Here is a 12,771-nt window from a genome sequence, read left to right as displayed (position 1 = left end):
CCCCGCTTAACACCCTTTTCCCCCCCCCCCCCCTCTTCCCTCCTCCCCCCCGCCCCGTCCCGGCCCCACTCCCCCCCGGTCAACGCCCGGGGCACCCGGGGGGGCGGCCCCCCCGCCGGCGCCCCGCCCCCGAATCGTTCCGGAGCCGTCAGTAGGGCTTGACGAGCACGTGGGCGGCGCCGGGGATGCCGATCTTCAGCAGTTCGTCCTCCTCCGGCGTGGTGGGCGTGCCGGTCTCCTGCTTGAGGACGGCCCGGGACAGCGCCTGGACGAACATCGCCCGCGGGCGGCGCCGCTCCTCCCAGGCCCGCAGGGCGGCGGGCACCGACCCGGCGGCGTCCAGCTCCTGGGCCAGCACCAGGGCGTCCTCGACGGCCATCGCGGCGCCCTGCGCCAGGTGCGGGGTGGAGGCGTGGGCGGCGTCGCCGGCCAGCACCACCCGGCCGACGTGCCAGGGCTCGTCCACGGTGACCTGGGAGATCCGCGAGTAGACCACGGCCGCCGGGTCGGTGACCTGCGCCAGCGCCTCGGCGACCGGGCCGCCGAATCCGGAGAGCCGCTCGGCGAGCTGCCCGTGGGCCTTCTCCGGGTCCGGGCGGAAGTCCTCGGCCTCGGCGAACACGGCTCCCAGGTACATGAGTTCGTCGGTGATCGGGGTGAGCAGCGCCTTGGCGGCGAGGTTGCCGGTGCTCATCACCACGCCCTGCACCTCGGGCTGCCGGGGCACCGTCACCCGCCAGTTGGCGAAGCCGGTGTACTCGGGACGGTAGCGGTCGCCGTACAGCCGGGTGCGCAGCGGGGATCCGATGCCGTCGAAGCCGACCACGAGGTCCCAGCGGCCGGTGGAGCCGTCGGACAGGGTGACGTCCACGCCCTCGCCGTCGTCGGCGAGTTCGGTGACGGTGGTGCCGAAGCGGACGTGCGCGCCGGCCTCGGCGGCGGCCCTGCCGAGCAGGTCGGCGAGGGCGGGCCGCGGTATGCCGTTGTTGGCGGGCGCCTCGTCCATCCGGGGCTGTGGGATCTTCGCGAGGGTGGCGCCGGCCGGGTCGCAGATGGTCAGCACCTCCCATTCGAAGCCGGCCTGCAGGCAGGCCTCGAGGACGCCGAGTTCGCGCATCACGTGCAGGGCGTTGGAGGGCTGGATGATGCCGACGCCGAGGGCGTCGAGCTGCTCGCGGACCTCGGCGACCTCGACGGTGTGGCCGCGGCGGGCGAGCGCGACGGCGAGGCTGAGCCCGCCGATGCCGCCGCCGTGGACGAGGACGCGCAGGGGTGTTGCCATGGCTGGTCTCTCCGTTGGTTCGGGGGACGGCCGGGCAGGGGGACCGGCCGCATGGTGCGGGAGGACGTGGATGCGGGTGGCGCGGGAGCGGGGGCGGCGGTCAGCCGGCGACGGGCAGGGCCATCAGGTGGTCGACCAGGGCGAGCAGCACGTCCCGTCCGAAGGGCCGCTCCCGGACGTCGCCGACCAGCATCGGCACGTGCGGGTCCAGGTCGAGCGCGGCCCTGATCTCGTCCGCGGAGCGGGTGTTGACCCCGTGGAAGCAGTTGATCGCCACCACGAAGGGGATGCCCCGGCTCTCGAAGAAGTCGATCGAGGCGAAGCTGGTCTCCAGCCGCCGGGTGTCGGCGATGACGACACCGCCGAGCGCGCCGTTGACCAGGTCGTTCCACATGAACCAGAACCGCTCCTGGCCAGGTGTGCCGAAGAGGTACACCACCAGCTCGGAGTTGACGGTGATCCGGCCGAAGTCCAGGGCGACGGTGGTGGTGTCCTTCTGGCCGACGCCGTCGAGGTCGTCCACGCCGACGCTGGCCGTGGTCAGGTACTCCTCGGTGCGCAGCGGGGCGACCTCGCTGACCGCGCCGACCATGGTGGTCTTGCCGACGCCGAAGCCGCCGGCGATCAGGATCTTGACGGCGGCGGCGCCCGCCCGGGTTGTCGTCAACTCAGAGCCTCCTCAGTCCCTCACGTACGGCGGCCAGCAGGCCGCGGTCGGCGCCGCCCGCGGCCCGGGCCACCGAGAGCGGGGCGCGGGCCGACAGGAGGCCCTGCTCGACGAGGTCGCCGAGCAGGATCTTGGTCACCGAGACCGGCAGGTCGAGGTCGGCGGCGACCTCGGCCACGGCGGCCGGCCGGCGGCACCGGTCGAGGATCATCCGGTGCTCCGGCTGGAGCCGGCCGGGGCGGACGGGTGCGCCGTACGCGTCGACCGGCTCCTGCACGGTGGTGAGCAGGGTGATGAGGGTGAGGTCGTCCCGCTCGGGCGCGGTGCGGCCGCGGGTGATGGTGTACGGGCGGACCATGCCGTCCGCGCCGTCGTCGACCTCCTCCTCGTCCCAGTACGGGGTCACCCGCGCTGCCCGCCGCGCGCGGCGAACGCGTCGAACTCGCCGCGCTGCGGGGTGCTGAGCTTCTGGCCGACCTGCTGCACCAGGTTGTGCATGGCGAGCGACATGACCTCGGCGTCGACCTCCTGGGAGGCGACGACGGCCAGGTGGGTGCCCTGGCCGGCCGCGATGATGAACAGCCAGAGCTCGGCGAGTTCGACGATCACCTGGTGGACGGGGCCGCCGGCGAAGAGCTGGCCGACCCCGCGGGCCAGGCTCTGCTGGCCGGTGGCGACGGCGGCCAGGCGCTCGGCGTCGGAGCGGTCGATGGTGCGGGAGTGGCTCACCACGAGGCCGTCGTCGGAGAGCAGGACGGCGTGCCTCGTCCCGGCCACCGAGTCCACCAGGCCGTCGAGCAGCCAGTCGAGGTCCTGGTGGGTGGCGATTGTGCGCGTCATGACCGGTCTTCTCTCGTCGGGATGGGTTGGGTGTTCCAGGTGTCGCCGGGGTGCCGTCCAAGTCCGGTTCCGCCCGCGGGGGCGGCACCGGCCCGGGCCTCCCGGGACCGCCGCTGGAAGGCACCGATCGCCGCTCCGGCCCGTCGGGGGGCCGGCCGGAACAGCGGGTTGGCGTCCCAGCGCGGCGGCGCGGGTGCGGCCGGCGGGTCGTTCGGGTCCACCCGCAGCTCGTCCACCAGGCTGGCCTGGCGGATGCGGCGGGGCAGCGGGGGCTCGCCGCCGGCAACCGGGGCGGTCGGCGCGGGAATCGCCGGCACGGCGGGCGGGACCGGCACCGGGGGCACCAGCTCGGCGGGCGCGGGCACCCGGGCCGGCCAGTCGGCGGCGGTCACCGGCTGCGGCCGGTAGGGCTCGGGCAGCCCGTAGGGGGCGGGCATGCCCTCCAGTGGTGCGATGTACGGCTGCCGGGCGGCGGGGAAGGACTGCCCGTGCTCCGCCGCCGGCTGCGCGTCGGGCAGCGGGTGGTGGCCGGCCGGCCGGCCGGTGTCCTGCGGCAGGCCGAACCGGTGCTGCGGCGGGTACGGGTCGCCGCTCGGTGCGTACGGGCCGTCGACCGGCACGTACGGGGCCTCCTCCGGCGCCGGGTGGCGCTCCGGAGGCGCACCCGCGCCGGCCGCGGGCGCCTCGTCCGGGGCGGGCGCCCCGGCGAGTGCGGTGATGCCGGCCAGGGCCCGGCCGCGGGACCTGGTGGGCAGGCCGCCGGTGCCCTGCAGCGGCGGTACGGCGGTGGGCCGCGCCGTCGGGTCGGGGACGATCAGCTCGTCGGGGACGAGCACCACGACCCGGGTGCCGCCGAACGCCGACTGCCGGAACTCGATCCGCAGGCCGTGCTGGTCGGCGAGCCGGGCGATGACGTAGAAGCCCATGCGGATGTCGTCGCCGCGGGCGAGCACGTCGGTTTGGGGCGGACGGGTCATCAGCTCGTTGGCCTCGTCGATCTGCTCCTCTTCCATGCCGAGGCCGCGGTCCTCGACCTCGATCGCCACGCCGCGGCTGACCCGGCCGGCCCGGACCTCGACCGGGTTCGGCGGCCGGGAGAAGCTGAGCGCGTTCTCGATGAGCTCGGCGACCACGTGGGCGACCGGGCCGACGGCGCGCTCGGACAGCCAGGGGCTGCCGTCCAGGTCGATCACGACGCGCCGGTAGTCCTGGACCTCGCCCTGGGCGGCGCGCATCACGTCCAGCAGCGGGACGGGCTTGCGCCAGCGGCGGTGCGGGGTGCCGCCGGCCAGGATGACCAGGTTCTCCTCGTAGCGGCGCAGGCGTGCGGTGAGGTGGTCGAGGTCGAAGAGCCCTTCCAGGATCTCCGGGTCCTCGTGGCGGCGCTCCAGCTCGTCGAGCTTCTTGAGCTGCTGGCCGATGAGCAGCTGGGTGCGGCGGGCGATCCGCTGCAGCAGGCGCTCGAAGCCGCGGTGCTGTTCGGCCTGGGCGACGGCGGCCTGCAGGGCGCTCGTCCGGGCCAGGTTGAACGCCTCGCCGAGCTTGGCGAGTTCGTCCTCGGTACGGGCCCAGGGGTCGCGTTCGATCGCCTTGGCCTGTGCCTCGACGTCGATCTGCTCGCCGTGGCCGAGCCGTTCGACGACCTCCGGCAGGGCGGTCTCCAGCTCCTCGGCCTGCTGGTGGAGCCGGCCGATGCGGCGGCGCAGCGTGCGGGTGAACCGCCAGCTGACGAGGGCCACCACGATCACGGCGAGCAGGCCGACGACGGTGGTCAGGCCGAGGCGGACGGCGAGGGTGATGATGCTGCCCTTGCCCTCCTCGACGACCAGCTGGGTGCGGTGCTCCAGCAGCGCGACGAGCCGGGGGGTGACCTGGTCGACGGACGTGCGCCAGACCGCGCGGTCGGCGGTGAGCGCGATCCGGCCGTTGCGGTCGGCCTCGGTGGGCTTGAGGAGGTCCTGCTCGACCCGGGTCTTGGCCTGCCAGGCCGGGCTGTCGGCGATCGCCCGCCACATGGCGGCCTCGTCGGCGGGCAGGTAGGGGGCGACCTTGGTGCCGAACTGGAAGTCCTGCTCGGAGACGGCCTGCCGGACCTGCTGGAGCTCCTCGGCGCCGAGGCTGCCGGCGGGCCAGCCGCGGGCGAGCAGCGCGTCCGAGCGGGAGATCATCTCCTTGCCCCAGAACAGGTCGACGAGCGGCTGGGAGATCGTGGTGATCCGGCCGTTGTCGACGTGGCTGAGCGAGGCGAACAGCCGCAGGTCCACGGCGATCAGGTCGGTGTAGTAGCGGTAGACGGCGGCCTGTTGCTGGTCGCCGCCGCTGTCGACCAGGGCCCGCTGGGCAGGCAGCTGGTTGATGGCCTGCCGGGCCTGTCGGACGGCCTCCAGGACCTCGGTGGGCGCATCGTCGGCGGTGACGCCGGACAGCGTCTGGAACTGCCGGACGGCTTCGTCGGTCTTGGTGCGCTGGGTGCGCAGTGCGTCGCTGACACCGCTGTGCGAGGCGAGGACGTCGGCGCTGAGGCGCCTCTCCTCCTGCAGGTTGTAGTAGACGATGTTGGACGGCTGGCCGGCCTTCTGGGCGAGCAGGCCCTGGGCGGCCTGCCGCTGGAAGTCGAGCAGGAGCTGTCCGCTGGTGACCGCCCACAGTGCGGCCAGCGCCACTCCGGGAACGATCGCCAGCACGAGCAGGGTCGCGCGGAGCGACAGCCGGCCCGTGATGATCCGCCGAGACGCGCGCGTGCGCAGGGCATTCTCCTTGGAGATGACGCCAGTCGTTCAGAACTGGTCGGATCTGATAAGGACTCTGACGGATGGATATTAGCCACACCGTATAACAACAAGGAAAGCCGTCGCCCCGGCCGGACGCCCGGACGGCGCGGCCGCGAAGACCCAACAACCGCTCCCACCAGGCACAATGGATCGTGGCAGGGGCCAACGGCCCTGTTGTGGGCGGCTCTTCGCGCAAGGCCGGATCAGGCCGGTGCGAACTGACCCGCAGCGCTGCCGAACTGGAGCCGGGGTCGCCGCCGGACCGGCCCGCGAACCATCCGTCAGGACCGCCGGCCGAACCGCTCGGAGTCTACGCGTCCACTTGTCGTGAGGTGAGATGATCCTGACAGAATTCTTCTGGAAATCGATCCCTGACGGTCGATGAACGGACCGGAGGAACCCCGCGACGGGGTCGAATCCGCCGGTCAGCCCGCATTCGCGAATGCCGCCCAGGCGTCGGCGAACATCTCGTGCAGCGGCTTGGGCGGCAGCAGCCGCAGGAACGGTCCTTCGACCTCCTTGCGGAACTCCCGGCCGGCCAGGTGGGTGGCCAGCTTGGCCGTCTCCAGCGGAAGTTCGGGCGCCTTGAGATCGGTCCACGGGCCGGGTACGAAGGCCGTCCGGCCGGCCCGCGCCCGCTTGCCGGTCTCGATCAGCCGCGCCGCCGCCAGCTCCTCCTGGGCGGCCCTGTGCCGGGCCGGCGTCCAGCCGTTCCACCGCCGGACGTCCTTGTCGGTGGGGCGGGCGAGGGTGAGCAGCTGCAGCAGCAGGGCCGCCGCGTCCGCGCCGACGCCGAGCACCCCGGACACCTCGGCGACCAGCCCGGGCGCGCCCAGCGCCGGATCGGCCTCGTACCGGCCGACGGGCACGGGGGTGTCCGCGGCCCGGCGGACCATCCGCTCCAGGCCGCCGCCCGGGAGGAGCAGTTCGACGTGCCCCACCCGCTCCGGCAGCCCGCCGAGGCGGTGCGCGGCGCAGCGGTCGGCGAGCCGCTGCCGGGCCGCCGGCTCGGCGAGCCGGGCCGGACGCAGGTACACGGTGCCGTAGCCGCCCTGGGCGGGGACGGCGAGCAGGCCGTCGTCGTACAGCACGGTCGGCTCGGCCCTGCCCCGGTCGTCACCGGGGTCGGCGAGCGGCACGGGCACGGCGGCCGGGCCGAACACCCGGGCGCGGTCCTCCGGGCCGCCGGGCAGCGAGTGGATGCCGACCGGGACGAGCAGGGCCGGGTCGGCGAGCCGGGTGTGCAGCCAGGCGCACTGCTCGGCGGCCCGGGCGGCCGCCGGGTCGCCGACCGGACGCATGGTCAGCGCCCACACCAGGGCGGTCGCCTCGGCCGCGAACTGGTGCCGGCCGTGGCCGTACCACGGCCGGTCCGGCCGACCCTCGGCGTCGGTGGAGTGCAGCAGGACGGAGCCGTAGCGGTTGACCACTGGGGTGTACCGGCGGACGGCGGTGAGCCCGGTGGCACCGGCCGGGGAGACGAGCATCCGCCACCACTCGCCGGCCAGGCCGGTCTGCTGCTCCAGGTCGCGCGCGGCCTCCTCGTCCGTCGCCTCGTCGACGCCGACCAGCCGGGCCCACACCCCGGCGATCCGCTCGGCCGCCGCGACCGGCCCGCCGGGCTGCCAGAGCTCGGCCGGGTCGTCGGGGACGGCGGCGGCCAGCAGCTCCGCCCGCCCGGCGGGGCCGAGCTTGTGGAGCACGCTCTGCAGCTCGCGGGCGTCCCGGGCGGTCTCCCGGTACGGCTGCGCGGTGAGCATCTTCAACTGCGCCTCGTGGTCGGGGCGTTGGGGCAGCCCGTCGAGCAGCAGCCGGGCAGTGGCCCGGCGGGCGCCGGTGCGGGCGACGAAGGCGTCCACGGCGTCCGGGCCGGGCCGCACCGGGCCGTGCTCGGCAAGCAGGTCGAGCAGCCGGCCGAGCCTGGCCGCGTCGTCCCGCCCGACCGTGATCTCCTGCAGCTCCTCCGCGCCCTCCGGCGGCGGGTCCCCGGCCGGCTGCAGGAAGCGGTGCACCAGCTCGGGGTCGAGCGGCCGGCCCGGGGCCGGGGCGAGGTGGGACAGCGTGTCGGTGCGGACGGCGAGCACCCGCCCGCCCTCGGCGTGCCGGGCGGTGAGGGCCGCACCGACGGCCTCGCCGAGCCGCCAGCGGCTGCCGGCCTCCGCGAAGGGCTGCTGCGACCAGCAGCGCAGCAGTTCGGCCAGCGCCGGCCGGTCCTCCTCCGGGGTTGCGGCGGTGGCGAGCCGCCAGGCGGGGGCGTCGATCCGGCCGAGCAGCGGCGTCCAGTCCCGGGCGCGGGCGGGCGGGCTCAGCCGGCGCTCCTCCTCACCGAGCCGCCCGGCCAGCCGGGCCCCGTCCGCGGCCAGCGCGGTGAGGGTGGCCGACTGCGGGGACGGCGGCTCGGCCCGGTAGTACGAGGGCACCTCCACCAGGCCGCGCAGCGCGGTGAGCAGCTGCACGTCGGAGGTCTCGGCGAGCGGCGCCAGCCGGCCGGAGCGGACGGTCGCGACCCGCTCGGAGAGCGCCCGGCGGCGGGCCAGCAGGGCCCGGGCGCGGAGGGCGGCGCGGACTGCGCCGTCGGCGACCGCCGGGTCCGTCAGCCCCGGTTCGCAGCGGGCGAGTTCGGCGTGCAGGGCGCCCTCGTCGGCGGCGGCGAGCAGGGCGGCGGCGGTGCCGGCGCCGGCCGTGCGCAGGGCGCCGGAGGAGGCCGGGTGGCGCGGTGCCAGGAAGTGCCAGAACACCGGCGGGGGCAGCACCGGACCGTCCGGGCCGGCCTGCCAGAGCAGCGAGCCGTCCCGGGCGTCGTGGCAGCGCATCCCCTTCTCCTCGGTGAGGACGCAGTCGGTGCCGCCCCCGGGCCAGCGGGCGATGCCCCACGGGTGCCGCGGGTCCTCGGTGCGGAGCTCGGCGGTGCGGCCGTCCGCGCCCTCCAGCCGGTACTGCCATCCGCGTCCGGGGCCCGATTCGGTGCTCCGCAGCACCCGGAAGCCGGCCTGTCCGTCGCGGTGGCCGAGCGGGGAGGCGTCGGCGTCCGCCCCGGCCGGCAGGGCGACCAGGCTGAGCAGGTCGTCGCAGAGCCGGTGGCCGTCGGGAACGGGGCCGTCGAGGAGTGCGGGCAGGCCCCCCTCGCCGGCGGTACGGGCACCCGTCGCCGGGTCGAGCCGGGTCCAGCCGGAGGCGCCGTGCGCCCCGCCGCTCCAGACGGCGGTGCCGTCGCCGAGCTGCCGGTGGGAGTCCATGCCCTCCCGGTCGCCCGGCCGGACGATCCGCACCCCGTCGTAGCGGCCGGTGCCGTCCGGCGTCCCGAACGCCAGGACGGTGTCGCTGCGGCCCAGCAGGCCGACCGTGCAGTCCGGTTCGAAGACCTCGTCGGGGCGGCCCGCCCAGTGGGCGTGCAGGGTGTACGGGTGCCGGGTGTCGGTCGTCCAGGCGATCAGGAAGTCGCCGCCGGCCCAGTGCACGGTGTGCCGCGCGACGTCCTCGGGGAGGGTGAAGGTGCAGCCGCCGCGCCGCCCACGGTGGTCGATCGCCACCGCGCGGTCCCGGGTGTACAGGACGAGCACCGGCCAGGTCGCCGTCCGGCCGGCGGGCGGTGCGCCGAGTTCGGCGAGGGCCTCGTCGAAGGCCGGCCAGCCGAACTCCTCGGGCAGGCCGGTGCGCAGGGTGCGCAGCAGCGGGCCGGTGAGGTCCAGGGCGGCCAGCGCCTCCTCGATGCCGTCCAGGGCGGCGGCGGTCGGCCGGTCCAGCAGGGTCTCCAGGACGCCGAGGGCCTCCCCGGCGGCGCCCAGGCCGCCGTCGGCCAGGTCGTCGAGCAGGCCGCCGATCCGGGCGTGGACGGCGCCGGTGATCGCCGGGTTCGCGGGCAGCCGGGTGACCGCGGTGCCCCGCAGCAGGTCGGCGTGGACGGTGCCCTCCAGGCGAGGGCCGAGCACCGGGTCGGCGGCGAGCGCCCGCAGGTCGCGGCGCGAGCCGGTGCCCCAGAAGTCGAGGCGGACGGTGCGCGGCGGGGTCTCCACCGGGATGCCCGCGGCGAGGCAGGCGTCCGCGAGGTCGGCGTCCAGCCCGGAGGACCGGTACTTGGTCTCGTGCAGCCGCACCGGCACGCCCTCGGCCCGCAGCCGGGCGGCGAGCGGCGGCAGCAGGTCGAAGACCTCGGGCGTCAGCGGGCGGCGGGTGATCCCGCCGCCGCCGACCCGGTTGAACGCGTACTCGTACGGCAGCCGGCCGAGCCAGGCCGCCAGGCCGTCCGCGGGCGTCAGGCGGCCGTCGGCGAGCGCGTCGACCGCGCCGGAGGCACGGAGCAGCCGCAGCCAGGCCCCGCCCCCGCCGGTGGGGGCGAATCCCAGCGCGGTGGACGGCTCGGGGAACAGCCCCAGCAGGCCGGCCCGCACCGCATCGGTCGGCGGGTGCACCGCCAGCAGCGCCGCGGCGCCGTCCAGCAGCGCGTCGGGCACCGGCCGGCCGGCGCAGCCCGCCAGCAGGCCGCCGAGCAGTGCGGCGTCCTCCTCCGGGCCGCGGCCGGCCGCCTTCCCGGAGGCGCGCAGCCGGGTGTGCAGGTCGGCCGGGAGGGCGGCGCCGCCCGCGGCCCAGGCGGAGACGAACCGGTGGAACTCCCGGTGGGCCTCCTCCGGCGGCAGGGTGGCGGCCAGCCACCGCTGGTGCGCCCCGAGCTCCTTGCCGGGCAGCAGCCCGAGGCCGGCGAACAGCAGCGCGTTCGCCCGGTGGTAGGCCGGGTCGACGGCCAGCGCGTGCTGCCGCTCGGCCTCCCGCGCCAGCACGTACGCCTGCCCGGACTGCCGCGGCAGGTGCCGGGCGAGCCGGTGGCCGACGGTGTCCCAGAACCACGGCAGGTGCTGGGACGGTAGCCGGCCGGCCCTGCCCTTCAGCCCGTTCAGGAACTGGGAGGGCTTGCGCCGGGCCGCGGCCGGGAGCGGGCCGAGGACGTCCGCGAACTGCTCCCGGGCGCCCTGTTCGGCGCCGGGCGAGCTGACGGACAGCCAGTCCGGGTACACCGTGGACGCGGTGGGGTCGGCGGGCAGCGGAACGATCGGCTCGGACATGCGGCAGATCCTCGCACGTGCCGCCGACGGCCCTCCCGCGGTGGGCCGTTCAGCCCGCCGCCCCCGGCTGCGGGACGACGGCGCCCGCGAAGGTGACGGTGCGGCGGGCACGGAAGCCCAGCGACTCGTACAGCCGGACCGCCCCGGTGTTGTCCTCCGCGACGTGCAGGAACGGCACCTCGCCGCGGGCCCGGATGCCGGCGGCGACCGCGTGCACCAGCCGGGTGGCGAGACCGCGGCCGCGGTGGCCGTCGTCCGTGCACACCGCGCTGATCTCGGTGTGGCCCGGCGGGTGGAACCGCTCCCCCGCCATCGCGACCAGCGAGCCGCCGACGCGGATGCCGAGGTACGTGCCGAGCTCGACCGTCCGCGGCAGGAACGGGCCGGGACGCGTCCGCTCCACCAGGGCGAGCATCTCGGGCACGTCCGCGGGGCCGAGCCGGACGGCCTCCGGGTCGGGTGCGGCCGCCACTCCGGCGTCCACCAGCTGGATGCCCTCGACGCGGAAAGTCACCCGCCAGTCCTCCGGCGGCGGCGCGGACACCCCCGCCGTCACCACGTGCCCGCCGGGCCCGACGACCGCGGCGGCCGCCGCCCAGTCCGCGGCCTCCGGAGCCTGCGGCAGGCCGAGGAACGGCGTGACGTCCGCCGGGTAGTGCAGCACCCGTCCGCGCCGCCCGGCGAAACGGGCGTGCGGCCCGTCCAGCGCCGAGCGCACCGGGTTGTCCAGCGGGTGGGTGTCGTACGAGGTGGTCATGCCGGTCCTTGCTCAGGTGCGGTGGTGCCCCCCGAGCCTAAGGGGAGGAGCGAGCGGGCGGCCCCCGCCCCGAGCCGAAGGGCCCGCCGGTGCCGAAAGCGAGGAGGGAGGGAGCGCAGCGACGGAGCGACGACCGTCGGCGCCGGGTCAGAGGGCCCGGAGGCGAGCGGGCGACCACAGGTGACAGCACCGGCCGCTCCCGAAAGCTTCCCGCACCGCCACGTCGCCGGCCGTGTTCGGCGGCCTTCAGGCGGCGTCGGGGGCGGGGCCGAGGACGTCGTTGACGTCGGCGAGGAACTGGCGCCAGGGTTCGGAGAACTCGTCGCCGCCGCACTGGTGGGCGTCGGCCCAGGCGTGCATGATCCACCAGCGGAGGCCCGTCCAGACCCGCTCGTTCCCGGGCGGGAGGAGGATCTGCGCCTCGGCGAGGCGGGCGAGCATCGGCCGCCTCGCCTGCGCCAGCGGCACGCCGCCGTCCACGGATCGCTGGTAGTCGCCGAGCTCTTCGAGGAGGACCTGCAGCCGGTCCATGTCGGTCATCCGTCACCACCTCCACCACGTCTTCACCACGTCGGGGTGTCCCGGTACTGCCGTTCGCGGGATCGGCGTGAATTCCTCACGCTTCCCGCGCAGTTGTGGCCGACATGGTAGGCCGGGCGCGCGCCGGCCCACCGGAATTCCGCCGTTCCGCACGGAATCGGACCGAATCGGCGGCACATCGGTCGGTCAGGGTCGGCGGTCGGCGAGGGTGCGGAAGGTCACCGACACCCTTCGACCGCGCGGCACCCGGCCGTCCGGCCCCGGATCGCTCCTGCGGGCGGCGATGGCGTGGCGCCAGACGTGGCGGGCGGGGCCGGTGAGCACGGTGAGGCTGCCGGGCGCAAGCGGCACCGGCACCTTCCGGCCAGTCTCCGGCTCGGTGAAGTCCATGACGCAGGCCGAACCCAGGGAGAGCGAGGCGACCACCGGGCCGAAGCAGGGCACGCAGTCCACATGTGCGGAGATGCCCTGGCCGGGCTGGTACTCGTTGACGATCACCTGCTCGGCGGGGCCGGGCATCAGGCCCTCCGCGGCCAGCCGTCCGGCGAGGTCCAGCGCCCAGCCGGGCAACGGCGGTGCGTCGCCGGCCGCGGCCACGGTGCGCCGGCCGTAGTCGTACCGGTGGCCGTAGTGCTGCACCCGCCGCCTGAGCTCCGCGGACCACGGCCCGGCGTCGATCCGCGCCAGCAGCGCCGCGCAGGCGTCCCCGTCGAGCCAGTCCGCAAGGCGGAGCAGACCCGGCACCGCGGTCTGGGGAGGCTCGGACATGCCCGCACGGTAGCGGGCCGCACCGACAGTGCTGGTCGGGGAAGCGCGGCGCAGCGCCGTGCGGGGCGCCGGAAGGGCACTCCGCACGG

The 12,771-nt window shown here is 76.0% G+C and carries 9 protein-coding genes; all 9 read right to left on the bottom strand.

Going from position 1 to position 12,771, the window contains the following annotated elements:
- Positions 1-148 precede the first annotated feature (148 nt).
- Positions 149-1,282: an FAD-dependent monooxygenase gene (locus AB0M03_RS34300; protein ID WP_363499215.1), complete on the bottom strand. Its 1,134-nt coding sequence runs from the start codon at positions 1,280-1,282 to the stop codon at positions 149-151.
- Between the two features lie 100 nt (positions 1,283-1,382).
- A complete protein-coding gene (locus tag AB0M03_RS34295; RefSeq protein WP_363499212.1) occupies positions 1,383-1,949 on the bottom strand; it encodes an ATP/GTP-binding protein in 567 nt (188 codons plus the stop codon).
- Between the two features lies 1 nt (position 1,950).
- Positions 1,951-2,355, bottom strand: coding sequence for a DUF742 domain-containing protein (locus AB0M03_RS34290; protein WP_363499209.1), 405 nt, complete (start codon positions 2,353-2,355; stop codon positions 1,951-1,953).
- Positions 2,352-2,789 carry a roadblock/LC7 domain-containing protein gene (locus AB0M03_RS34285; RefSeq protein ID WP_363499206.1) on the bottom strand — a complete coding sequence of 146 codons (438 nt, stop codon included), beginning with the start codon at positions 2,787-2,789 and terminating at the stop codon, positions 2,352-2,354. Before AB0M03_RS34285 ends, AB0M03_RS34290 begins: the two co-directional genes overlap by 4 nt.
- A complete protein-coding gene (locus tag AB0M03_RS34280; RefSeq protein ID WP_363499203.1) occupies positions 2,786-5,473 on the bottom strand; it encodes a nitrate- and nitrite sensing domain-containing protein in 2,688 nt (895 codons plus the stop codon). Before AB0M03_RS34280 ends, AB0M03_RS34285 begins: the two co-directional genes overlap by 4 nt.
- A 512-nt stretch (positions 5,474-5,985) precedes the next feature.
- The gene (locus AB0M03_RS34275; protein ID WP_363499200.1) at positions 5,986-10,617 is read right to left on the bottom strand and encodes a hypothetical protein; all 4,632 of its coding nucleotides are present in this window, start codon (positions 10,615-10,617) and stop codon (positions 5,986-5,988) included.
- 49 nt (positions 10,618-10,666) lie between these two features.
- Positions 10,667-11,374 carry a GNAT family N-acetyltransferase gene (locus tag AB0M03_RS34270; protein ID WP_363499197.1) on the bottom strand — a complete coding sequence of 236 codons (708 nt, stop codon included), beginning with the start codon at positions 11,372-11,374 and terminating at the stop codon, positions 10,667-10,669.
- Between the two features lie 246 nt (positions 11,375-11,620).
- Positions 11,621-11,914 (bottom strand): hypothetical protein, encoded by a 294-nt coding sequence (locus AB0M03_RS34265; protein WP_363499194.1) that lies wholly within the window; start codon positions 11,912-11,914, stop codon positions 11,621-11,623.
- 186 nt (positions 11,915-12,100) lie between these two features.
- On the bottom strand, positions 12,101-12,682 hold the full coding sequence (locus AB0M03_RS34260) for an alpha-ketoglutarate-dependent dioxygenase AlkB (protein WP_363499191.1): 582 nt from the start codon (positions 12,680-12,682) through the stop codon (positions 12,101-12,103).
- Positions 12,683-12,771 lie beyond the last annotated feature (89 nt).

The sequence above is a fragment of the Kitasatospora sp. NPDC051914 genome, assembly GCF_040680995.1.
Taxonomy (GTDB): domain Bacteria; phylum Actinomycetota; class Actinomycetes; order Streptomycetales; family Streptomycetaceae; genus Kitasatospora.
Note: the sequence above shows the minus strand (reverse complement) of the source record. Positions and strands in the feature narration are given on the sequence as shown.